Source organism: Halomonas alkalicola (assembly GCF_030704205.1).
Taxonomy (GTDB): domain Bacteria; phylum Pseudomonadota; class Gammaproteobacteria; order Pseudomonadales; family Halomonadaceae; genus Halomonas; species Halomonas alkalicola.
Window position 1 is genome coordinate 1,531,121 of sequence record NZ_CP131913.1, and the last position, 21,696, is coordinate 1,552,816.

Sequence of the window (21,696 nt, forward strand, 5' to 3'; positions counted from 1 at the left end):
GTCATGAAAACCCTCATCAACCGACAGTTCGACTTCATGGGTAAGCGCCGGATCGCCTTCGCGATCTCCGGCCTGCTGATCCTGGCGTCGATCGTCTCGCTGCTGTTCCAGCAGCTCAACCTGGGGCTGGACTTCACCGGCGGCACCCTGGTGGAGGTGCGCTACGCCGTGGCGCCTTCGCTTGAGGCCGTGCGCCAGACCCTGGAGGCCGCCGAGTTCCGCGACGTCTCGGTGCAGACCTTCGGCGCCTCCACCGAGGTGCTGATCCGCCTGCAGCAGGCCTTCGACCCCGAGGTGGGCGACCGCGTGGTGGAGCTGCTGCGCTCCGGTGGCGACAGCGTCGAGCTGATCCGCGCCGAGTTCGTCGGCGCCCAGGTGGGCGAGCAGCTGCGCGACCAGTCGGGCCTCGGCCTGCTGGTGGCGCTGGGCATCGTGATGCTCTACGTGGCGTTCCGCTTCCAGTACAAGTTCGCCATCGGCGCCTTGCTGGCGCTGATGCACGACGTGATCATCGTGGTCGGCATCTTCTCGCTGTTCCAGTTCGACTTCGATCTCACCGTGCTAGCGGCGCTGCTGGCGGTGATCGGCTACTCGCTCAACGACACCATCGTGGTCTACGACCGCATCCGCGAGACGATCCGCAAGTCGCGCATCGACGACATGCCGGCGATCTTCAACGAAGCGATCAACATGACCCTGTCGCGCACCCTGGCGACGTCCGGTACCACCCTGCTGGTGCTGATGGCGCTGCTGCTGCTGGGCGGCGACATGATCCACCACTTCTCCATCGCCCTGATCATCGGCGTGGTGGTGGGGACCTTCTCCTCCATCTACGTGGCCGCGGCCCTGCTGATCGCCGTGAAGCAGCAGCGCGAGGACCTGATCCCCGCCAAGAAGGAGGACGCCGAGGCCGAGGAGGAGCTGCCCTGACCCGGGCACACGCCTCTGGCTTCACGCAGAAACAGAAAACCCCCGCAGGGCATCCCTGCGGGGGTTTTCGTTATGGCCTCGCCACGCCGGGCGTGCGGCCTAGAAGTGCGGCTTGAGCTGCTGCACCAGGGCCTTGTAGAGGCGCGGGCCCGCGGCCATCAGCTGGCCTTCCACCTCGACCCTGGGCTGACCGTCCGGGGTCCCCATCAGGGCACCGGTCTCCTTGAGCAGCAGGCTGCCCACGTGCATGTCCTGCTCCTCCAGGCCCAGCACGAAGGCGGCATCGGCGCGGCCAGCGGCCAGCTCGGCCAGATCCAGCAGGCCACTGCCCGAGGCGCGCTGCACCTCGATGATCGGGCCCAGCTGCTGGACCAGGGTCAGGTAGGCCGGCAGGTTGCGCGGGCGCAGCCAGGTCTCCGGCAGCCCCATGGCGATGCGGGCGCCGCCCACGGCGTGGGTCTTGGGCACGCGGATGCGCTTGCCGTTGTGCTGGGCACCGCGGCCGCGACTGGCCAGGTACTCGTCATCACTGAAGGGGCAGATCACCACCGCATGCTCCGGGCGGCCCTTGATCAGGCAGACCACCGACAGCGCAAAGCCGGAGGCGGCCACGCCGAGGTTGGAGTAGCCGTGGAAGGGTTCGATCTTCCACAGGGTGTCGCTGCCCTCACCCTCACCGGCACGGTGGGGCGTGAAGCGGCCGACGACGCCGTGCTGGGGGTAGCCGCGGGAGAGCTGATTCACGATCAGCGACTCGGCGTTGCGGGCGGCGTCCTCGAGCAGGCGGTCGAGGTTGCTCTCTTCGTGGGCATTCTCGATACGCTCGCGAATGCGCAGGAACTGTTCGCCGGCGCTGCGCGCGGCGCGCAGCGCATATTGGACCATCGGATGCATGATCGGGCCTTGGGGAGTCGGTGGTGTTAAAGAACGGGGAGGTTCGTGAAAGCGTTCGGCTGGAACGGTCGGCGCGAATCCTAGCAGACGCGGCCCGATTGCGCCACGCCGGCGCGCGACCGGCCCGGCGGCAGAGGCGTTGCAACATGCTAGGGTGCGTTAACAATTGCTGATGGAGATCGGGCTGATTTAGAATATCAGCATTTTTCGGTGATCTATGCCTCGGCTAATGCTACGTGATGACCAATGGGAGCGCATCGAGCACATGCTCCCCGGCAAAGCTTCAGATCGCGGGGTGACGGCCAAGGACAATCGCTTGTTCGTGGAAGCCGTCCTGTGGATCGCCCGGACAGGCGCTCCCTGGCGTGATCTGCCCGACGCCTTCGGTCGCTGGCACACTGTCTACATGCGCTATAACCGGTGGTCTAAGAAGGGGGTCTGGCAGCAGGTTATCGACACATTAGCCGATGATCCCGACATGGAGCAGCTGATGATAGATGGCAGTATCGTCAAAGTTCATCAGCATGGGGCGGCAAAAAAACGGCTCAGAGCACCGAAGCCATGGGGAAATCGCGTGGGGGATTGAGCACCAAGATCCACGCGGCGGTCGATGCCCTCGGCAACCCGGTACGGCTAATCCTCACACCGGGCCAAGCGTCTGAGTACGGAGCCGCCCCAGCGTTACTGGCGGGCTTTTCTCCAGCGGCGGTGCTTGGCGACAAGGGGTATGATTCCACCGCTTTGAGGGACATCATTCGAGCGGTGGGCGCCGAGCCGGTGATTCCGCCGAGAAAGAATCGCTTGGAATGCCCCGAGATAGATTGGCACTGTTACAAGGATCGCAACCTGGTAGAAAGGTTCTTCCAGAAAATCAAGCAGTTCAGGCGGCTGGCAACACGCTATGAGCGACTGGCGAGAAACTACCAGTCGCTACTCAACCTTGTATCCGCCGTCATATGGCTGGCCTAATTGTTAACGCTCCCTAGACTCTGTCGCCCAGATTCATCGGCCCGATTCATTTCGCCCCAGGGAACCTTCATGCTCGACCGTATCCGTATCGTCCTGATCGGCACCAGCCACCCCGGCAACATCGGCGGCGTCGCCCGCGCCATGCACAACATGGGGCTGGCCGACCTGGCCCTGGTGGCGCCGCGCTGCGAGCCGGTCACCGCCGACAGCGTATCGCGGGCCTCCGGCGCCGACCACCTGGTCAACGGCGCCCGGGTGGTCGAGACCCTGGAGCAGGCGGTCGCCGACTGCACCCTGGTGGTGGGGGCGAGCGCCCGTTCGCGCACCCTGCCCTGGCCGATGATCACCCCGCGCGAGCTGGGCGGCCGACTGCCGGCGGAGCTGGCTGGCGACGGCGCCCGGGTCGCCCTGGTCTTCGGCCGCGAGGACAGCGGCCTGACCAACGCCGAGCTGCAGCGCTGCCACGCCCACGTGCACATCCCCACCAACCCCGACTTCAGTTCGCTGAACCTGGCCGCCGCCGTGCAGGTGCTCGCCTACGAGTGCCGCCTGGCCTGGCTGGCTGGCGAAGAGGCTCCCGCCGAGGAGCCCGGCCAGGCGCTGGCCACCCACGAGGAGCTGGAGCACTACTTCGCCCACCTGGAGCGCACCCTGATCGCCATCGGCTTCCATGACCCGGCCATGCCGCGCCAGCTGATGGCCCGCCTGCGCCGCTTCACCCTGCGGGCACGCCCCGAGCGCATGGAGCTCAACATCCTGCGCGGCATCCTCTCCGATACCGAGAAGCTGGCCCCGCCCCGGGACGATACCTGAGGCGATTCCAGGATGACGCCCGAGGCCGTGCCTTGAAGGAGGCCTACCGCGCCCCCACACTGAGACCATTGCCCGCGGCGGATGCCGCCCTGCCCCCCACCCCAAGGACCGCTGCATGTTTCAACGTCTGCGTGAGGACATCAACAGCGTTTTCGACCGCGACCCGGCGGCGCGCAACTTCCTGGAAGTGCTGACCAACTACCCGGGCCTGCACGCCCTGCTGATCCACCGCCTCAGCCACTGGCTGTGGCGGAAGAACCTCAAGTGGCTGGCGCGCAGCCTCTCCACCTTCTCGCGCTGGCTCACCGGCATCGAGATCCATCCGGGCGCCAGGATCGGCCGGCGCTTCTTTATCGATCACGGCATGGGCGTGGTGATCGGCGAGACCGCCGAGGTGGGTGACGACGTCACCCTCTATCAGGGCGTGACCCTGGGCGGCACCAGCTGGAACAAGGGCAAGCGCCACCCGACCCTCGCCGATGGCGTGATCGTCGGGGCCGGGGCCAAGATTCTCGGTCCCTTCACCGTGGGCGCCGGCGCCAAGATCGGCTCCAACGCCGTGGTCACCAAGGAGGTGCCCGCCGGCGCCACCGTGGTGGGCATCCCCGGCAAGATCGTCAAGCGCACCGAGCCCGACGCCGCCGAGGTGCTGGAAGTGGACCCCGAACGCCGCGAGGCGATGCGCCGCAAGTTCGGCTTCGACGCCTACGGCATCAGCGAGGACATGCCGGACCCGGTGGCGCGCTCGATCCAGGCGATGCTCGATCACATGCACGCGGTGGACGAGCGCATCGAGCGCATGTGCCAGACCCTGCGCAAGGTGGATGCCAGCTATCGCGACGGCCGCCTGCCGGAGCTGCGCGACGAGGACTTCGCCGACATCCTCGACGATGCCGACGCCTGCGCCATGCCCGAGAAGGCGCCGGCCGCCAGGGAAGCACCGGCGACCACCAAGGGCGACGACGGCCGCGGCACCAATGGTTGACCATAGCACTCGGTCTTTACCATAATGCTTGCTTGACCACGCTCCGCAGCGGAGCGCCCGTTCACCGACCGCCGACCCGTTCGGCGCTGAGGCCGCCATGCGCCTGACCACCAAGGGACGCTACGCCGTTACCGCCATGCTCGACCTGGCCATGCACGCCCAGGCGGGGCCGATCAGCCTGGCCGACATCTCGAAGCGCCAGGAGATCTCGCTCTCCTACCTGGAGCAGCTGTTCGCACGGCTGCGCCGGGCCGAGCTGGTGGCCAGCGTGCGCGGCCCCGGCGGCGGCTACCTGCTGGCCAGGGCGCCGGAGACCATCTCGGTGGCCCGGGTGATCGACGCGGTGGACGAGTCGGTGGATGCCACCCGCTGCGGCGGGCTCTCCGACTGCCAGCAGGGCGACACCTGCCTGACCCACCACCTTTGGTGCGAGCTCTCCGAGCAGATTCACGGCTTCCTGGAAGGCATCACCCTGGGGCAGCTCGCGGCCCGCCAGGAGGTCCAGCAGATCGCCGACCGCCAGCGCGAGCGCCTGGACGGCGGCGACGTTTTCGCCTCGGCGCCCTGAAGGCGCCCCACCGAGCGACACGATACCCGAGTCCATGACCACACCCGTCTATCTCGACTATGCCGCCACCACGCCCGTCGACCCCCGTGTCGCCGAGCTGATGAGCCGCCACCTGACCCTCGATGGCATCTTCGCCAATCCCGCCTCGCGCAGCCATATGCTGGGCTGGCAGGCGGAGCAGGCGGTGGAGAACGCCCGCCGCCAGGTGGCCGACCTGATCGGCGCCGACCCCCGCGAGATCGTCTGGACCAGCGGCGCCACCGAGGCCGACAACCTGGCGCTGATCGGCTACCTGCGGGCCAACCGCCACCGCGGCCGCCACCTGGTGACTTCCGTGGTCGAGCACAAGGCGGTGGTGGATACCGCCCACGCCCTCGAGAGCGAGGGCTTCGAGGTGACCTGGCTCCCCCCGGGGCGCGACGGCCGCGTCACGCCCGAGCAGCTGCGCGAGGCGATGCGTGAGGACACCGTGCTGGTGTCGCTGATGGCGGTGAACAACGAGCTGGGCGTGATCCACGACCTGGCGGCGCTTGCCGAGGTGGCCCACGCCGGCGGCGCGCTCTTCCACGTGGATGCCGCCCAGGCGGTGGGGCGCCTGGACCTCAACGTCGGGCGACTCGGCATCGACCTGATGTCGCTCTCCGGCCACAAGGCCTACGGCCCCAAGGGCATCGGCGCCCTCTACGTCAGGCGCGACCCGGACATCCGCCTGGAGGCGCTGATCCACGGCGGCGGCCACGAGCGCGGCATGCGCTCCGGCACCCTGGCCACCCACCAGATCGTCGGCATGGGCGAGGCCTTCGCCCTGGCCGGCGCCGAGGGCGAGGACGACCAGGCGCGCATCACCGCCCTGCGCGACCGCCTGCTGGCGGGCCTGGCGGATCTCGACGGCATCCACCGCAATACCGCGGTGGAGGTGGCGGTGCCCAACATACTCAACCTGGCCTTCGAGGGCGTCGACGGCGAGTCGCTGCTGATGGCGCTGCGCGACGTGGCCCTCTCCACCGGCTCCGCCTGCAACTCGGCGAGCGTGGAGCCGTCCTATGTACTGAAGGCCATCGGCCTGCCGCGGGCGCTGGCGCTGGCCTCGCTGCGCTTCAGCTTCGGGCGCTTCACTACCGAGGCCGACATCGACACGGCGCTTTCCGCGCTGCGCCACGCCCTGACCGGGCTGCGTCGCCAGGCGATCTAGCACCGCCCCAGGCCCATCCAACGACTCACGGCCATTCCACCGAACCCAGGAGAGACCCATGGCGCATTTGACCATCACCCACGCCGCCGCCGACCAGATCCGCCGGGTGCTCGCCGAGCGCGGCGAGGGCCTCGGCCTGCGCGTCTCGGTCAAGCCCAGCGGCTGCTCCGGCTACAGCTACGTGCTCGACTTCGCCGACCAGGCCGCCGACGACGATACCTGCTTCGAGGAGCACGGCGTCCGGGTCTTCGTCGCCCCGGAGGCGCTGGAGATGCTCGACGGCAGCGAGGTGGACTACGTCAACGAGGGGCTCAACCGCTTCTTCCGCTTCAACAACCCCAACGTCAAGGACCAGTGCGGCTGCGGCGAGAGCTTCACGGTCTAAAGCACAAGGGCGCCGGGTCGGCGCCCCGCAATCAGCGACGATTGTTCAACGCCGCCCCGGGGCGGTATAATCCGCGCCCAATCGGCGTCAGCCGCCGAGCTTCATCAGATTCACCGCGCCGCCCACGCTCCGATCCGGGAGCCCACGGGCGGCGCGGCGCTATTCCTCCCCCCCCCATCCCCTACTGGAGACATGACCATGGCTACCCAGCGCACCCTGTCCATCATCAAGCCCGACGCCGTTGCCAAGAACGCCATCGGCGAGATCATCGCCCGCTTCGAGAAGGCCGGCCTCCAGGTCGTCGCCGCCAAGATGCTGCACCTGGACGACGACAAGGCCGGCGGCTTCTACGCCGAGCACAAGGAGCGCCCCTTCTTCAAGGATCTGGTCGGCTTCATGACCTCCGGCCCGGTGGTGGTCCAGGTGCTCGAGGGCGAGGACGCCATCGCCAAGAACCGTGAGCTGATGGGCGCCACCAACCCCAAGGAAGCCGCGCCGGGCACCATCCGCGCCGACTTCGCCGAGACCATCGACGCCAACGCCGTGCATGGCTCCGACTCCCCCGAGTCCGCCGAGCGCGAGATCGCCTACTTCTTCGGCGCCGACGAGATCTGCCCGCGCTGATCGCGTCTCCCGGGGGGGGGCCCTGCCCCCGCCTCCCCTGCTTCTCCCTTTCCCGACCCGCTGACCGCCATGACCGCTGATACCGCACCCCAGAAGACCAACCTGCTCGGCATGTCTCGCGAGGAGATGGAAGCCTTCTTCCTCTCCATCGGTGAGAAGAAGTTCCGTGCCGCCCAGGTGATGAAGTGGATTCACCACGAGGGCTGTGACGACTTCGCGGCCATGACGAACCTCTCCAAGGCGCTGCGCGCCAAGCTCGCCGACGTCGCCGAGATCCGCGGCCCCGGCGTGGTCTACGAGGGCACCTCCAGCGACGGCACCCGCAAGTGGGTGCTGGAGGTCGAGGATGGCAGCTACGTCGAGACGGTGCTGATTCCCGCCGACAACGGCAAGCGCCGCACCCTGTGCGTCTCCTCCCAGGTGGGCTGCTCGCTGGACTGCAGCTTCTGCTCCACCGGCAAGCAGGGCTTCCAGCGCAACCTCACCGCCGCCGAGATCATCGGCCAGGTGTGGGTCGCCCAGCGCAGCGTGGGCCCGCGCAAGGACACCGCCAACCGCCCGGTCACCAACGTGGTGATGATGGGCATGGGCGAACCGCTGCTGAATTACGATAACGTCGTGCCGGCCATGAAGCTGATGCTCGACGACAACGGCTACGGCCTCTCCAAGCGCCGCGTCACCCTCTCCACCTCCGGGGTGGTGCCGATGCTCGACAGGCTCGGCGACGAGCTCGACGTGAGCCTGGCCATCTCGCTGCACGCCGCCAACGACGAGCTGCGCAGCGAGCTGGTACCGCTCAACCGCAAGTACAACATTCGTGCCCTGCTGGACGCCTGCCACCGCTACCTGGCCAAGTGCGACGACACCCGCATGGTCACCGTCGAGTACACGGTGATCAAGGACGTCAACGACCAGCAGCAGCATGCCCAGGAGCTTGCCGAACTGCTGCGCGAGCTGCCCTGCAAGATCAACCTGATCCCCTTCAACCCCTTCCCCCACTCCGGCTACGAGAAGCCCTCGCGCAACCAGGTCGTGCGCTTCCAGCAGTGGCTCTACGAACTGGGCTACACCGCACCGATCCGCACTACCCGCGGCGACGACATCGACGCCGCCTGCGGCCAGCTGGTGGGACGGGTCAAGGATCGTACCAAGCGCCACGAGCGCTATATCCAGTCGATCCAGATCGACGCCGACTGAGCGGGCAGGCCGCCTTGACTTCAACTGGTCACAACGCTTTGATGGTCAGGCTTTTGATCGCCCCCGCCTGCCCGCGGCCAGCCGCCGGAGGCCTCGTGTCGACCCTGGGGAGAACACCATGACGCGCCGCACTCGCCTGCCAGGAACCTCACGGCTACCCACCCTGGCCCTGCTGCTGGGCACCCTGTGGCTTGCCGGCTGTGCCACCCAGACCCAGGGGCTGGCCGGCAGCGAGCGTGATACCAGTCCCGCCGATGCCCACACCCAGCTGGGCGTGGCCTATCTGGAGCGCGACAACCTGCAGCGCGCCATGGGCGCCCTGGACCGCGCCCTGGCCATCGCCCCCAACGACCCGGAGGCGCTGCAGGCCATGGCCATGGTCTACCAGCGCCAGGGCGAGCGTCAGCTGGCCGATGAGACCTTCCGTCGTGCGCTCTCGGCGAATCGCGACTTCACCCGGGGGCGCAACAACTATGCGGCCTTCCTCTATGACCAGGGCCGCATCCGCGAGGCCTGCGAACAGCTCGAGCTGGCCTCGAACGACGCCCAGTACCCGGCCCGGGCTCAGCTCTTCGCCAACCTGGGGCAGTGCCAGCGCGAGCTGGGCGACCTCGAGGCGGCCCGACAGAGCCTCAAGCGCGCCCAGAGCATCGACCCGCGCAATCCGCGCAGCTATTTCACCCGGGCCGAGCTCGAGTATGCCGCCGGCAACCACGAGCTCGCCCAGCAGCAGATCGACACCCTGATTCGCCTGGCAGGCCCGAACCCCGAGGCGCTGCGCCTGGCGCGTCAGATCGCCGAGGCCCGCGGCGACCGGGCCTCGGCGGCCTTCTATTCCGAACAACTGGACGGCCGCTCCGGCACGCCCTGACCCAAGACTCTAGACGAAGGATGCTCAGCCATGAGCGACACCCAGACACCGGACTCCGCGGATACCGCCCTCTCGGCCTCGCCGGGCGAACAGCTCAGGCAGGAGCGTGAGTCCCAGGGCCTCACGGTCACCGAGGTGGCCGGTGCGCTCAACCTGCGCCCGGCGGTGATTCGCGGGCTGGAAGAGGACAGCTACGAGGAGGTGCCGATCCCCACCTATCGGCGGGGCTATCTGCGTGCCTACGCCCATCTGCTGGGTATCGACGAGACGCCGGTGCTCTCGGCCTATCGCGCCCGCTTCGGTAGCGAGGAGGCCGAGCGCCGCATCGCCCCGGTTCAGGTGACGCGCCCTCCCTCCCACATCGGTGCCTGGCTGTTCCGGCTGGTCACCCTGCTGGTGATCGCCGGCCTGCTCGGCCTGACCCTGATGTGGTGGCAAAGCCGCGGCGGCAATGAGCCCCCCGGCATCGGCGACAGCAGCCCGGTGGCCGTGGACGGCCTGGACGGCACCACCACCACCATCGCCGAGCCCGAGCCCCCCGCGGTGACCGAGGCCCCGGCCACCGAGAGCCTCCCGCCGCTGCCCGAAGAGGGTGAGGGCCTGGGCCTGGTGGAAGACCCCGACGCCATCGCCGAGGCCCCTGTCGAGGTCGACGCCGACAGCGCCCTGGCGCTGGCCGATGCCGAGCCCGAGATGGTCGACGAGGCCGCCATCGATGACGCCCCCGTGGAGGAGGAAGCCAGCGCCGCCGACCCGCGCCAGCTGGAGCTGACCTTCAACGAGCAGTCCTGGACCGAGATCTTCGATGCCAACAACCAGCGCATCTTCGTCGGCCTGCAGGAACCCGGCACCACGGCGAGCGTCGAAGGCGAACCGCCCTTCCGCCTGACCGTGGGCAACGCCACCGGCGTCGAGCTGATCTGGGCAGGCGAAGCCGTGGACCTCACGGCCCGCGCCGGCGCCAACAACGTCGCTCGTTTCACCCTGGGAGATTGACCGTCACCATGCACGCCCCATCCCCCATCGTTCGTCGCAAGTCACGCCAGATCCACGTCGGTAATGTGCCGGTCGGGGGTGATGCCCCCATCTCCGTGCAGAGCATGACCAACACCAACACCCTGGACGTGGCCGCCACCGTGGCGCAGATCCGCCGCCTCGAGGAGGCAGGCGCCGACATCGTGCGCGTCTCGGTGCCCGACATGGACGCCGCCGAGGCCTTCGGCAAGATCAAGCGTGAGGTGGCGGTGCCCCTGGTGGCCGACATCCACTTCGACTACAAGATCGCCCTGCGCGTGGCCGAGCTCGGCGTCGACTGCCTGCGCATCAACCCCGGCAATATCGGTCGCGAGGAGCGCGTGCGCGCCGTGGTCAGCGCCGCCCGGGACAACGGCATCCCGATCCGCATCGGCGTCAACGCCGGTTCGCTCGAGAAGGATCTGCAGAAGAAGTACGGCGAGCCCACCCCGGATGCGCTGGTCGAGTCCGCCATGCGCCATATCGACCACCTCGACCGCCTCGACTTTCAGGAGTACAAGGTCAGCGTCAAGGCCTCCGATGTGTTCATGGCGGTGGCCGCCTACCGCAAGCTGGCCGGCCTGATCGAGCAGCCGCTGCACCTAGGCATCACCGAGGCGGGCGGGCTGCGCTCGGGCACCGTCAAGTCCTCCATTGGCCTCGGCCTTTTGCTGATGGACGGCATCGGCGACACCATCCGGGTGTCGCTGGCCGCCGACCCGGTGGAGGAGATCAAGGTCGGCTTCGACATGCTCAAGAGCCTGCGCCTGCGCGCCAAGGGCATCAATTTCATCGCCTGCCCCAGCTGCTCGCGCCAGAACTTCGACGTCATCGGCACCATGAACGCCCTGGAGGAGCGCCTCGAGGACGTCAGGACGCCGCTGGACGTCTCGGTGATCGGCTGCGTGGTCAACGGCCCGGGCGAGGCCAAGGAAAGCGACATCGGCCTCACCGGCGGGTCGCCGGCCAACCTCGTCTACATCGACGGCAAGCCGGCCTCCAAGCTGCGCAACGACCACCTGGTCGACGACCTCGAGCGGCTGATCCGCGACAAGGTGCGCGAGAAGGAGCAGGCCGAGAAGGACATGATCGCCCGCGGCTGAATCGCAGAGATCGCAGCGGCGACCCATCAAGGAGCAAGCGTTGAGCAAGTCCCAGGCAAGTCAAAAAGAGCCAAGCAAGAAGAAGATCCAGGCCATCCGCGGCATGAACGACCTGCTGCCCGAGCAGTCCCCCCTGTGGCAGTACTTCGAGGGCAAGGTGCAGGCACTGCTGGCCCGCTACGGCTACGCCGAGATCCGCACCCCCATCGTCGAGCAGACCGCCCTGTTCAAGCGCTCCATCGGCGAGGTCACCGACATCGTCGAGAAGGAGATGTACACCTTCGACGACCGCAACGGTGACAGCCTGACCCTGCGTCCCGAGGGCACGGCGAGCTGCGTGCGTGCCGCCATGGAGCATGGCCTGCTGCACAACCAGACCCAGCGGCTCTGGTACCAGGGCCCGATGTTCCGCCACGAGCGCCCCCAGAAGGGCCGCTACCGCCAGTTCCACCAGGTGGGCGTGGAAGCCTTCGGCCTGGAGGGGCCGGACATCGATGCCGAGGTGATCCTGCTCTCGGCGCGCCTGTGGCGCGAACTGGGCCTTGCGGAGCACGTCACCCTGGAGCTCAACTCCCTGGGCTCCTCCGAGGCGCGTGCCGCCTACCGCGACACCCTGGTGGCCTACTTCGAACGGCACCATGAGCAGCTCGACGAGGACTCCCGGCGCCGCTTGGGCAGCAACCCGCTGCGCATCCTGGATTCCAAGAATCCCGAGATGGCCGAGATGCTGGCCGACGCGCCGAAGCTGATCGACCACCTGGACGACGACTCCCGCGCCCACTTCGAGGCGCTCTGCGCCATGCTCGACCCCGCCGGCATCGCCTACGTGATCAACCCGCGGCTGGTGCGCGGCCTGGACTACTACGGTCGCACCGTGTTCGAGTGGACCACCACCGCGCTCGGCAGCCAGGGCACCGTGTGTGCCGGCGGCCGCTACGACGGCCTGGTGGAGCAGCTCGGCGGCAAGCCGACGCCGGCGGTGGGCTTCGCCATGGGCATCGAGCGCCTGGTGCTGCTGCTCGAGACCCTGGCGCTGGTGCCCGAGTCCGCCCTCGGCGAACTCGACCTCTACCTGCTGCCCATGGATGACAGCGCCACCGCCGCCGCCCTGCTGCTGGGCGAACGGCTGCGCGGCGAGCTGCCCGGCCTGCGCGCCCAGCTGCACTGCGGCGGCGGCAGCTTCAAGAGCCGCATCAAGAAGGCCGACAGGAGCGGCGCCCGCCTGGCGCTGCTGCTGGGCGAGGACGAGCTGGCCCAGGGCACCGTCACCCTGAAGTTCCTGCGCGAGGAGCGCGAGCAGCAGAGCCTGCGCCAGGAGGCGCTGGTCGAGGTGCTGAGCGGCCTGCTGACCTCCCGGGACACCTGATCATTCCGGCGCCGGCTCTGCGCCGGCGCCCAGCCGAACAGAAGGAGACCGCCCGTGGCGGAGCTGAGAACCGAAGAAGAGCAGGTCGAGGCGCTGAAGCGCTGGTGGAAGGAGAACGGCATCTCGCTGATCGCCGGGGTGGCCATCGCCGCCGCCGGCGTCCTGGGCTGGAACGCCTGGCAGAACTACCAGGAGAATCAGGCCAGCGCCGCCTCGGCCCGCTACCAGCACCTGATCAACCTGATCGCCGGCACCCAGCTCGACGACGCCAGCATCGCCGAGGCCCGCGAGCTGGTCGTCGAGATCACCGACAACCACGGCAAGACCCTCTACGCCGACCTGGCCCGGCTGATCGATGCCCGCCTGGCGGTGGCCCAGGAGATCCCCGCCGAAGCACGCGCCGCCCTGGAGGCGGTGATCGATGCCAGCAGCCGCGACTACATCAAGGGGCTGGCTCGCCTGCGCCTGGCCCGCCTGCAGGTCGCCGACGGCGACGCCGAGGCGGCCCTGGCCACCCTGGAGGCCGGGGTGCCCGAGGCGCTGGCCGCCCAACGCGCCGAGGTGCGCGGCGACGCCTACCACGCCTTGGGCCGTGACAGCGACGCCGGCGAAGCCTGGCGCGAGGCGCTGGACCTGGCCGAGGCGCGCGGCCAACCGCTCTACGGCGTGCAGCTCAAACTCGACAACCTTGGCCTTGACCACCAGGGGGTGGACTCATGAAACCGACCTTCCTGATCGCCGCCCTGGCCGGGCTGCTTGTACTCACCGGCTGCGCTCGCAACCAGGTGGAGCCGCAGTATCCCCCCAAGGAGCTGGCAAGCTTCGAGGAGCGCGCCGAACTCGCCAGCGTCTGGAGCGCGCGGGTCGGCCGCGGGCTGGGGCGTGCCACCTACCCGATCGCCCCCTCCCGGGATGGCGACGCCCTGTTCGCCGCCGATGAGGGCGGCCGCCTGGCCGCCTTCGATGCCGACGACGGCGACCGCCGGTGGCAGGTGGAGCTCGAGGTCCCGGTCTCCAGCGCCCTGACCGCCGTGGCCGGCGATATCTACCTCGGCACCCGCAACGGCGAGGTGCTGGCCCTGAGCCAGCGCGACGGCAGCGTGCGCTGGCGCGCCCGGGTGCCCAGCGAGATCCTGGCCGCCCCGCAGCCCAACCAGCAGCTGCTGGTGGTGCAGAGCGTCGACGGCAGCGTCACCGCCCTGGATCGCGCCAGCGGCGAGGAGCGCTGGAGCTACAGCGCCAGTCGCCCGTCGCTGACCCTGCGCGGCACCGGCACCCCCACGGTGATCGACCCGGTGACCTTCGCCGGCTTCGCCAACGGCCGCCTGGTGACCCTGGACAACCGCAGCGGCCAGCCGCTGTGGGAGCGTCGCATCGCCGTGGCCCAGGGCCGCAGCGACATCGACCGCCTGGTGGACCTGGCCGGCCAGCCGGTGCTGACCCCGGACGGCCGCCTGTTCGTCTCCAGCTTCAACGGCCGCCTGGTCGCCCTGGAGGCCACCCGCGGCGAGCCGCTGTGGGCCATCGACTACTCCAGCTACCACACCCCGATCCTGGTCGGCGACTTCCTCTTCGCCGTCAACGAGGCGGGCCATATCCACGCCCTGGACGCCAACGACGGCAGCGAGATCTGGCGCAATACCGCCCTGGAAGGCCGCAGCATCACCGCCCCGGCCTTCGCCGATGGCAAGCTGGTGTTCGGCGACTTCGAAGGCTATCTGCACCTGATCGACGCCCGCAGCGGCGACATCGTCGGCCGTGAACGCGTCGACCGCTCCGGCATCAGCGTGCGGCCCATCACCGAGGGCCGCCGCATCCACGTGCTGGCCAACGACGGCACTCTCAAGGCCCTGGACATTCGCCAATGACACCCGTGATCGCCCTGGTCGGCCGCCCCAACGTGGGCAAGTCGACCCTGTTCAACCGCCTGACCCGCTCCCGGGACGCCCTCGTGGCCGACTTCCCGGGGCTGACCCGGGACCGCAAGTACGGTAACGGCGTGCTCGGCGGCAAGGCCTATACGGTGATCGATACCGGCGGCATCAGCGGCGACGAGGAAGGCATCGACGCCGCCATGGCCGAGCAGTCCCTCGTCGCCATCGACGAGGCGGACATCGTGCTGTTCCTGGTGGACGCCCGGGCCGGCCTCAACGTGGCCGACCAGGCCATCGCCAACCACCTGCGGGTCAACCAGAAGAAGACCTGGCTGGTCGTCAACAAGACCGACGGCCTCGACGAGCCGAGCGCCGTGGCCGAGTTCTGGGAGCTGGGGCTCGGCGAGCCGCGTCCCATCGCCGCCGCCCACGGCCGCAACGTCACCGCACTGATCGACGAGGTGCTCTCCCCCTTCCCCGAGCGGGACGAGAGCATCCCGGTGGATACCGGCACCAAGGGCATCCGTATCGGCGTGATCGGCCGCCCCAACGTGGGCAAGTCGACCCTGGTCAACCGCCTGCTCGGCGAGGAGCGGGTGGTGGTCTATGACGAGGCGGGCACCACCCGCGACGCCATCGAGATCCCCTTCGAACGCCGCGGCAAGCCCTACGTGCTGATCGATACCGCCGGCGTCCGGCGGCGCAAGAACGTCCACGAGATCGCCGAGAAGTTCTCGATCATCAAGACCCTGGATGCGATCAAGGAGTGCCATGTCGCCATCATGGTGCTGGATGGCCGCACTGGCCTGGTGGAGCAGGACCTGCACCTGCTCGACTACGTGCTGACCAGCGGTCGCGCCCTGGTGCTGGTGGTCAACAAGTGGGACGGCCTGGAGCACGAGGCCAAGGAGAAGATGCGCGCCGAGATCAAGCGCCGCCTGGGCTTCGCCGACTACGCCGACCTGCACTACATCTCGGCGCTGCACGGCACCGGCGTAGGCGACCTCTACCCCTCCATCGAGCGCGCCTTCGCCTCGGCCAACGCCCACTGGTCCACCAACCGCCTGACCACTATCCTTCAGGACGCGGTGGAGTCCCATCAGCCGCCCATGGTGCATGGCCGGCGGATCAAGCTGCGCATGGCCCACCAGGGCGGCGCCAATCCGCCGATCATCGTGGTCCACGGCAACCAGACCGACTCGCTGCCCGAGGCCTACCGCCGCTACCTGACCAACACCTTCCGCAAGGTGCTCAAGGTGCGCGGCACGCCGATGCGCTTCGAGTTCCGCTCGGGCAAGAACCCCTTCGACCCCATGGCCGATGCCAGCGACCGCGAGAAGGCCAAGAAGCGCGAACTGGGCCGCACCAAGGAGGCGCGCAACAGCCGCCGCCGCTGAATCCGCCGCGCCAAGCCCGCCTGACAGCGCCCGGCCCGCCCCTGCAACGACAGAGGGGCGGCCGGGCGCTGTCGCTTTTCGGCCACTTCCCGCGCCTCGCCGAATCCCGCAGAATCCGCCTGGCACGACCCCTTGACACAATCCGCTTGACAGCCGAGTCCGCCGGCCCTCTAATGCGCCGATTTTGCAGCGCAGCATAGTGCGCCGCGGGCCCCGCCCATCGTTACCCCCCATTCCGACAGGAGGCATCTCCGCCCATGTTTCGTCTCGTTCCTGCCCGTTTCCGGCGCTGGCGGCTGCTTGCCCCGCTGTGCCTCTCCGCCCTGCTCGCCGGCTGCCTGGCGCTGCGGCAGACCGGGCTCTTCGCCTTCCGCCTGGCGGTGACCTCGCTGGGCGTCGAGGAGGTGCGCATCGGCCCCTACGCCGTGGATGCCCGCCTCGACACCAGCGACATCATGTCCCTGGCGCTCCAGAGCCTCGGCGCCGGCAGCCTGCCGGTGCAGGCCACCCTGGCCATGGGCCTCGGGCTGCCGGTGGGCATGCCGCCGGTGGAGATGTCGGGCTTCCGCTGGAGCCTGGACATGCCGGGCGTGGACCCGGTCAGCGGCAACTACGAGCAGGACGTGACCCTGACCTCGGGTGACGATGCCAACCTGCGCCTGCCGGTGGCCTTCGACCTGCTGGCCGGCGGACGCGAGGGGCTAGCAGTCTGTCGGGTTTTCGATAACGTCGTGAGATACTCGCTTCCAGCCGCCACCACCGGAACGTCGCCATGAGCCGCTTCATCCCCGTTGACCGCCAGACCGATTATCTTCTGCCGCCTTCCGTGGACGAGTGGTTGCCCGATGACCACCTGGCGCGCTTCGTGGTGGATGTTGTCGAGCAGCTGGACCTCTCGGCGTTGACGCGGCGGTACGCCGGCCGGGGGCATAAGGCCCATCACCCGGCGGTGCTGCTGAGTCTGCTGGTCTATGGCTATGCCACCGGGGTGTATTCCAGCCGCAAGATCGAGCGGGCCACCTATGACTCGGTGGCGTTCCGCTACCTGGCCGCCAACACCCATCCCGACCACGACACCCTGGCCACCTTCCGGCGGCGCTTCCTGCCCGAACTGGAGCAACTGTTCGTCCAGGTGCTCTTGCTGGCCCGCGAGATGAAGCTGCTCAAGCTCGGCACCATCGCGCTGGATGGCACCAAGCTCAAGGCCAACGCCAGCAAGCATAGGGCGCTGTCGTACGGCCATGCCAAGAAGCTGGAGGCTCAGTTCAAGGCCGAGGTGAAGGCGCTGACCCAACGGGCCGAGTCCGCGGATCGGGATGACGCCGCCGATGGCATGGACATCCCGGCGGAGATTGCCCGTCGCGAACAGCGCCTGGCGGCGATCGCCGAGGCCAAGGCCAAGATCGAGGCGCGGGCCGAGGAGCGAGACGCCGTCGAACAAGCCGCCTACCAGGAAAAGGTGGCGCGCCGTGAGGCGCAGCGGAAGGCCGGCAAGACGCCTCGGGGGCGGGATCCCGAGCCACCGACGGGCGGCCCCCGCGACAAGGATCAGGTCAACCTCACCGACCCACAATCACGCATCATGCCGGTCACCGGCAAGGCCTTCGATCAGTGCTACAACGCCCAGGCGGCCGTCGATACCGACACCCTGCTGGTCACCCACGTGCATGTCACCCAGGCGACCAACGACAAGCAGCAGGTCATGCCGTTACTGACCGCATGGCAGGGCTACCCCGAGGCGTTGGGGCGCCCCAGTTGCCTGCTGGCCGACACGGGCTACTTCAGTGCGGCCAATGTCGATGCCTGCCAGGCCCATGGCATCGAACCGCTGCTGGCCATGAAGCGCGATGTCCATCATCTCCCCGTGTTCGAGCGCTTCGCGGCGGATCCGCCCGCCCCGGCGAGTGAGGATCCCGTCGAGCAGATGGCGCACCGCCTGAAGACCCGGGCGGGACGCGCCCTGTATGCGCTGCGCAAGCATACGGTGGAACCGGTCTTCGGCATCATCAAGCACGTGATGGGGTTCCGGCAGTTCTCGCTGCGTGGCCTGGACAAGGTCAGCGGCGAGTGGCGAGTGGCGACTGGCCACCCTGGCCTGGAACATCAAGCGAATGCACCGCCTGGCTGCCGGATGAGGGGAGATCCCTCACCGGGTAGCGCGTCACCGGGGTCAGAGCGGTGCAAGGCGAGGCAGGGAGGGCCAACAGCGACTCTCCCGCCACATGACCGACTACCCTGCGAAGAAACCAGAGAGGGGACGGTGCTTCTACGCTTCATGCCCTCTAAACCGACAGACTGCTAGGCCCCATGGTGGAGCTGGCCAGCCAGCTGGCCCGCCAGGGCGAGCTGCCCGCCGGCAGCGAACTGGCCATCACTCCGGGCGACCTGCGCGGCCTGGGCATGACCCTGCCCGCCGGCCTGCTCACCCCCACCATCCGCCTGGGCGTGGGCGAGGATGGCAGGCTGATACCGCGGGGGTAATGCTGATATCAGCTCGACTCGGGGCTACCCCGTCGACAGGCCTCCCCCTACTGCCCATGCAGGCGCCGGCGGCCCACCCACTGGGTGGCGAACTGCCAGGCGCCGCGGCCGCTGCGCCCGCCGCGCAGGGTGGCGAAGCGGATCGCCTCGGCGCGAGCCTCGGCATTCCAGTCCTCGCGGCTGCCCAGCTGGGTGACCCAGTGGCAGCAGGCCTCCAGGTAGATGTCCTGGTTGAAGGGGTGGAAGCCCAGCCACAGGCCGAAGCGATCGGAGAGCGAGATCTTCTCCTCCACGGCGTCGCCGTGGTGGAGCTCGTCGCCCACCAGCCGCGAGCCCTCGTTGTCGCTCATCGACTCCGGCAGCAGGTGGCGGCGGTTGGAGGTGGCATAGAGCAGCACGTTGGGCGGTGGGCCGGTCAGGGCGCCATCCAGCACGCTCTTCAGCGCCTTGTAGGCGTCGTCGTGCCCCTCGAAGGAGAGGTCGTCGCAGTAGACCACGAAGCGGTGGGGCTGGTGGCGCAGCTGCTCCACCAGCATGGGCAGCCCGGCGAGATCGTGGCGATCTACCTGCACCAGCCGCAGCCCGTCCGCGGCCAGGGAGTTGAGCAGCGCGCGGATCAGCGACGACTTACCGCTGCCCCGGGAGCCCCACAGCAGGGCATGGTTGGCCGGCAGCCCCCGCAGGAAGGCGCGGGTGTTGTCCACCAGCGCCAGCTTCTGGCGCTCGATGCCCAGCAGGTCGTCGAGGCTCAGGGCATCGCGCGGCGGCACCGGCAGCAGCCGGCCGCCCAGGCTGTGGCGCTGCCACAGGGCCGCCACATCACGGGTCCAGTCCACCTCCTGGGGAGGCGGCGGCAACCAGTGCTCCACGTGGTCCAGCAGGTTGATCAGGCGGCGCGTCAGCTCCGTGTCCATGGGGGCTCCTTCTCCGTCTCGGGCGGTTGACCTTGCAGGCATTCCGGGTATCTTGTGGCGAACCTTGTGGCGCCGTCCAGCGTCATACCGCACTGAGACGAACATGACTGGTCACAGGAGACCCCCATGCGCTGGTTCCACTTCCTCACCGTTGGCGTGCTCAGCCTCAGCCTGACCGCCTGTGCCACCTCTCCCACCGGTCGCCAGCAGCTCACCCTGGTCTCCGATGCCCAGCTCAACCAGATGGGCGCCCAGGCCTTCGAGCAGTAGCAGCAGGACCTGCCCCAGGCCGGCGCCGCCGAGCAGCGCTATGCCCAGTGCATCGCCGACGCCATCATCAGTGCACTGCCGGCGGAGCAGCAGCGCGCCCAGGACTGGCAGATTCGCGTCTTCGAGTCGGAGCAGGCCAACGCCTTCGCCCTGCCGGGCGGCTACATGGGGATCAATACGGGCCTGCTGAACGTCGCCCGGACCCAGGAGCAGGTCGCGGCGGTCGTCGGCCACGAGATCGGCCACGTGCTGGCCCGTCACGCCAACGAGCGGGTCTCCACCCAGACCGCCACCCAGCTCGGCCTCTCCGTGCTCTCCTCGGCTTCCGGCATGCAGGGCCCGGGGGGACAGCAGATGATGGGTGCCCTGGGCCTCGGCGCCCAGTACGGTGTGCTGCTGCCCTTCTCCCGGCGCCACGAGAGCGAGGCCGATGTGATCGGCCTGCGCCTGATGGCGGATGCCGGCTTCGACCCCCGCGAGAGCGTCACCCTGTGGGAAAACATGGAGGCCGCCGGCGGCGCTCGCCCCCCCGCCTGGATGTCCACCCACCCCAGCCAGGGCCAGCGCATGGCCGGCCTGCAGGCCAACATGCCCGAGGCGGTGGCACGCTTCGAGCAGGCGCGACAGGCGGGACGCACGCCGAACTGCCCGCGCCCCTAGGCAACACTGATTCGTTGCTGCGCTCGAAACCCTACGGCTTGTTGGAAAGCGAATGCTGAGACTTGGACTGCTGCTGTTGATTGCCCCCATCCTGCTGCTGATGGGGGTCTACTTCTGGGAACTGTCGGACGTGCGCGAGTGCACCTACGCCGGCGGCTACTGGGACTACCTGGAGGGGGTGTGCCGCGACACGCCTCAGCCCTTCGTCTCCTGGCTGCAGCGCTACCCGTGGCTGGTCAACGGCGGCATGCTGCTGTTGGTGATCGGCATGGGGCTGTGCATGGTGGGGCTATACGTAAAGAGACGCTGAGGGCTCTACGTTAAAGGACGCTGAGGGCTCTACGTAAAGAGACGCTGAGGGCGACGCCGAGACTATAGCGACGCCCTGAGTGTCTCCAGCACCGGGGCAGTGTCGGGGTGCCTGCCGCGCCACTGGTAGAAGGACTCCGCCGCCTGCTCCACCAGCATGCCGAGGCCGTCGACGGGCCGGGCGCCGCGGGCCTCGGCCCAGCGCAGGAACACCGTGGGCTCGGCGCCGTACATCATGTCGTAGGCGGTAGCACCCTCTGAAAAGAGGTCGTCAGGCAGCGGCGGCAGGTCCCCGGCTAGGCTCGCGCTGGTGCCGTTGATCACCACATCGAAGGGACCGGCCACGGCATCGAAGCCGCCGCCCGTGATCGTGCCCAGCTCGCGGAAGTCGGCGGCCAGGGCGCGGGCCTTGGCCGCCGTGCGGTTGGCCACGACCAGGCTCGCCGGCCTCTCGGCCAGCAGCGGCTCCAGCACCCCGCGCACCGCGCCGCCGGCGCCCAGCACCAGGATGCGGGCGCCGGCCAGGGTCACGCCGTGGCGCACGAGGTCGCGCACCAGCCCTACCCCGTCGGTGGTATCTCCATAGGTCAGGCCGTTCTTTCCCAGCACCAGGGTGTTCACCGCCCCGGCGCGCCGGGCGCGCTGGCTCAGGGTGTCGCAGAGGCGGAAGGCCTCTTCCTTGAAGGGCACGGTGACGTTGGCGCCGCGCCCGCCCTCGGCGGTGAAGCGCCGCCAGGCACCGGCGAAGTCGTCCAGGGGCGCCTCGATGGCGGTGTACTCCATGGCCTGGCCGGTCTGGGCGGCGAAGGCAGCGTGGATGGCCGGCGACTTCGAATGGGCCACCGGGTGGCCGAAGACGCAGTAGCGGTCGGTCATGGTC

General features: G+C 68.8%; 20 protein-coding genes and 4 pseudogenes. 21 read left to right on the forward strand and 3 right to left on the reverse strand.

Annotated features, from left to right (window positions below; translation table 11 throughout):
- The first annotated feature begins 3 nt into the window (after positions 1-3).
- Positions 4-930 (forward strand): protein translocase subunit SecF, encoded by a 927-nt coding sequence (gene secF / locus B6N23_RS07255; RefSeq protein WP_305503247.1) that lies wholly within the window; start codon positions 4-6, stop codon positions 928-930.
- Positions 931-1,029: 99 nt separating this feature from the next.
- On the opposite strand, the gene B6N23_RS07260 is transcribed toward secF, so the two are convergent.
- Complete coding sequence (locus B6N23_RS07260; RefSeq protein WP_119022052.1) at positions 1,030-1,824, reverse strand: inositol monophosphatase family protein; 795 nt, start codon at positions 1,822-1,824, stop codon at positions 1,030-1,032.
- Between the two features lie 265 nt (positions 1,825-2,089).
- Between B6N23_RS07260 and B6N23_RS07265 the strand changes: the two are divergent.
- From B6N23_RS07265 to B6N23_RS07350, 18 genes and pseudogenes are all read left to right on the forward strand, one after another.
- A pseudogene (locus B6N23_RS07265) lies at positions 2,090-2,793 on the forward strand (IS5 family transposase).
- Between the two features lie 69 nt (positions 2,794-2,862).
- Positions 2,863-3,606, forward strand: coding sequence for a tRNA (cytosine(32)/uridine(32)-2'-O)-methyltransferase TrmJ (gene trmJ / locus B6N23_RS07270; RefSeq protein ID WP_305503251.1), 744 nt, complete (start codon positions 2,863-2,865; stop codon positions 3,604-3,606).
- Positions 3,607-3,721: 115 nt separating this feature from the next.
- Positions 3,722-4,591, forward strand: a complete 870-nt coding sequence (cysE, locus tag B6N23_RS07275) for a serine O-acetyltransferase (protein WP_240407647.1) — start codon at positions 3,722-3,724, stop codon at positions 4,589-4,591.
- Between the two features lie 97 nt (positions 4,592-4,688).
- Entirely contained in the window at positions 4,689-5,159 is a 471-nt protein-coding gene (gene iscR / locus B6N23_RS07280) for a Fe-S cluster assembly transcriptional regulator IscR (protein WP_302140909.1), read from the forward strand.
- Positions 5,160-5,193: 34 nt separating this feature from the next.
- Positions 5,194-6,351, forward strand: a complete 1,158-nt coding sequence (locus B6N23_RS07285; protein ID WP_305503256.1) for an IscS subfamily cysteine desulfurase — start codon at positions 5,194-5,196, stop codon at positions 6,349-6,351.
- A 58-nt stretch (positions 6,352-6,409) separates the two neighbouring features.
- Positions 6,410-6,736 carry a HesB/IscA family protein gene (locus B6N23_RS07290; RefSeq protein ID WP_305503258.1) on the forward strand — a complete coding sequence of 109 codons (327 nt, stop codon included), beginning with the start codon at positions 6,410-6,412 and terminating at the stop codon, positions 6,734-6,736.
- 198 nt (positions 6,737-6,934) lie between these two features.
- Positions 6,935-7,360 (forward strand): nucleoside-diphosphate kinase, encoded by a 426-nt coding sequence (gene ndk / locus B6N23_RS07295; protein WP_253449099.1) that lies wholly within the window; start codon positions 6,935-6,937, stop codon positions 7,358-7,360.
- Positions 7,361-7,429: 69 nt separating this feature from the next.
- Positions 7,430-8,557: a dual-specificity RNA methyltransferase RlmN gene (rlmN, locus tag B6N23_RS07300; RefSeq protein WP_169957461.1), complete on the forward strand. Its 1,128-nt coding sequence runs from the start codon at positions 7,430-7,432 to the stop codon at positions 8,555-8,557.
- Positions 8,558-8,675: 118 nt separating this feature from the next.
- Complete coding sequence (pilW, locus tag B6N23_RS07305) at positions 8,676-9,428, forward strand: type IV pilus biogenesis/stability protein PilW (protein WP_305503263.1); 753 nt, start codon at positions 8,676-8,678, stop codon at positions 9,426-9,428.
- 30 nt (positions 9,429-9,458) lie between these two features.
- Positions 9,459-10,424 carry a RodZ domain-containing protein gene (locus B6N23_RS07310; protein WP_305503271.1) on the forward strand — a complete coding sequence of 322 codons (966 nt, stop codon included), beginning with the start codon at positions 9,459-9,461 and terminating at the stop codon, positions 10,422-10,424.
- Between the two features lie 8 nt (positions 10,425-10,432).
- On the forward strand, positions 10,433-11,545 hold the full coding sequence (ispG, locus tag B6N23_RS07315) for a flavodoxin-dependent (E)-4-hydroxy-3-methylbut-2-enyl-diphosphate synthase (protein WP_305503273.1): 1,113 nt from the start codon (positions 10,433-10,435) through the stop codon (positions 11,543-11,545).
- Between the two features lie 40 nt (positions 11,546-11,585).
- A complete protein-coding gene (gene hisS, locus B6N23_RS07320) occupies positions 11,586-12,911 on the forward strand; it encodes a histidine--tRNA ligase (RefSeq protein WP_305503275.1) in 1,326 nt (441 codons plus the stop codon).
- 54 nt (positions 12,912-12,965) lie between these two features.
- The gene (locus B6N23_RS07325) at positions 12,966-13,631 is read left to right on the forward strand and encodes a YfgM family protein (protein ID WP_305503278.1); all 666 of its coding nucleotides are present in this window, start codon (positions 12,966-12,968) and stop codon (positions 13,629-13,631) included.
- The gene (gene bamB / locus B6N23_RS07330) at positions 13,628-14,779 is read left to right on the forward strand and encodes an outer membrane protein assembly factor BamB (protein WP_305503280.1); all 1,152 of its coding nucleotides are present in this window, start codon (positions 13,628-13,630) and stop codon (positions 14,777-14,779) included. Before B6N23_RS07325 ends, bamB begins: the two co-directional genes overlap by 4 nt.
- Positions 14,776-16,182, forward strand: coding sequence for a ribosome biogenesis GTPase Der (gene der, locus B6N23_RS07335; protein WP_305503283.1), 1,407 nt, complete (start codon positions 14,776-14,778; stop codon positions 16,180-16,182). Before bamB ends, der begins: the two co-directional genes overlap by 4 nt.
- A gap of 257 nt (positions 16,183-16,439) precedes the next feature.
- On the forward strand, positions 16,440-16,958 hold the full coding sequence (locus tag B6N23_RS07340) for a hypothetical protein (RefSeq protein ID WP_305503286.1): 519 nt from the start codon (positions 16,440-16,442) through the stop codon (positions 16,956-16,958).
- A pseudogene (locus B6N23_RS07345) lies at positions 16,955-18,317 on the forward strand (IS1182 family transposase). Before B6N23_RS07340 ends, B6N23_RS07345 begins: the two are co-directional and overlap by 4 nt.
- Positions 18,318-18,480: 163 nt before the next feature.
- Positions 18,481-18,663 (forward strand): annotated as a pseudogene (locus B6N23_RS07350) (hypothetical protein); the annotation flags it as partial.
- A 47-nt stretch (positions 18,664-18,710) separates the two neighbouring features.
- On the opposite strand, the gene B6N23_RS07355 reads toward B6N23_RS07350, so the two are convergent.
- Positions 18,711-19,577 (reverse strand): ATP-binding protein, encoded by an 867-nt coding sequence (locus tag B6N23_RS07355; RefSeq protein ID WP_302140888.1) that lies wholly within the window; start codon positions 19,575-19,577, stop codon positions 18,711-18,713.
- Positions 19,578-19,703: 126 nt separating this feature from the next.
- Here B6N23_RS07355 and B6N23_RS07360 point away from each other — a divergent pair.
- A pseudogene (locus tag B6N23_RS07360) lies at positions 19,704-20,507 on the forward strand (M48 family metallopeptidase).
- A 52-nt stretch (positions 20,508-20,559) separates the two neighbouring features.
- Complete coding sequence (locus tag B6N23_RS07365; RefSeq protein WP_305503289.1) at positions 20,560-20,817, forward strand: hypothetical protein; 258 nt, start codon at positions 20,560-20,562, stop codon at positions 20,815-20,817.
- Positions 20,818-20,879: 62 nt separating this feature from the next.
- Here the strand turns inward: B6N23_RS07365 and aroE are convergent, their stop codons facing one another.
- Positions 20,880-21,692, reverse strand: coding sequence for a shikimate dehydrogenase (gene aroE, locus B6N23_RS07370; protein ID WP_305503292.1), 813 nt, complete (start codon positions 21,690-21,692; stop codon positions 20,880-20,882).
- Positions 21,693-21,696 lie beyond the last annotated feature (4 nt).

Bases quoted from the DNA above. Each gene is read 5' to 3' on its own strand.
- secF (WP_305503247.1), top strand. From the start codon at position 4: ATGAAAACCCTCATCAACCGACAGTTCGACTTCATGGGTAAGCGCCGG.
- B6N23_RS07260 (WP_119022052.1), bottom strand. From the start codon at position 1,824: ATGCATCCGATGGTCCAATATGCGCTGCGCGCCGCGCGCAGCGCCGGC.
- trmJ (WP_305503251.1), top strand. From the start codon at position 2,863: ATGCTCGACCGTATCCGTATCGTCCTGATCGGCACCAGCCACCCCGGC.
- cysE (WP_240407647.1), top strand. From the start codon at position 3,722: ATGTTTCAACGTCTGCGTGAGGACATCAACAGCGTTTTCGACCGCGAC.
- iscR (WP_302140909.1), top strand. From the start codon at position 4,689: ATGCGCCTGACCACCAAGGGACGCTACGCCGTTACCGCCATGCTCGAC.
- B6N23_RS07285 (WP_305503256.1), top strand. From the start codon at position 5,194: ATGACCACACCCGTCTATCTCGACTATGCCGCCACCACGCCCGTCGAC.
- B6N23_RS07290 (WP_305503258.1), top strand. From the start codon at position 6,410: ATGGCGCATTTGACCATCACCCACGCCGCCGCCGACCAGATCCGCCGG.
- ndk (WP_253449099.1), top strand. From the start codon at position 6,935: ATGGCTACCCAGCGCACCCTGTCCATCATCAAGCCCGACGCCGTTGCC.
- rlmN (WP_169957461.1), top strand. From the start codon at position 7,430: ATGACCGCTGATACCGCACCCCAGAAGACCAACCTGCTCGGCATGTCT.
- pilW (WP_305503263.1), top strand. From the start codon at position 8,676: ATGACGCGCCGCACTCGCCTGCCAGGAACCTCACGGCTACCCACCCTG.
- B6N23_RS07310 (WP_305503271.1), top strand. From the start codon at position 9,459: ATGAGCGACACCCAGACACCGGACTCCGCGGATACCGCCCTCTCGGCC.
- ispG (WP_305503273.1), top strand. From the start codon at position 10,433: ATGCACGCCCCATCCCCCATCGTTCGTCGCAAGTCACGCCAGATCCAC.
- bamB (WP_305503280.1), top strand. From the start codon at position 13,628: ATGAAACCGACCTTCCTGATCGCCGCCCTGGCCGGGCTGCTTGTACTC.
- der (WP_305503283.1), top strand. From the start codon at position 14,776: ATGACACCCGTGATCGCCCTGGTCGGCCGCCCCAACGTGGGCAAGTCG.
- B6N23_RS07340 (WP_305503286.1), top strand. From the start codon at position 16,440: ATGTTTCGTCTCGTTCCTGCCCGTTTCCGGCGCTGGCGGCTGCTTGCC.
- B6N23_RS07355 (WP_302140888.1), bottom strand. From the start codon at position 19,577: ATGGACACGGAGCTGACGCGCCGCCTGATCAACCTGCTGGACCACGTG.
- B6N23_RS07365 (WP_305503289.1), top strand. From the start codon at position 20,560: ATGCTGAGACTTGGACTGCTGCTGTTGATTGCCCCCATCCTGCTGCTG.
- aroE (WP_305503292.1), bottom strand. From the start codon at position 21,692: ATGACCGACCGCTACTGCGTCTTCGGCCACCCGGTGGCCCATTCGAAG.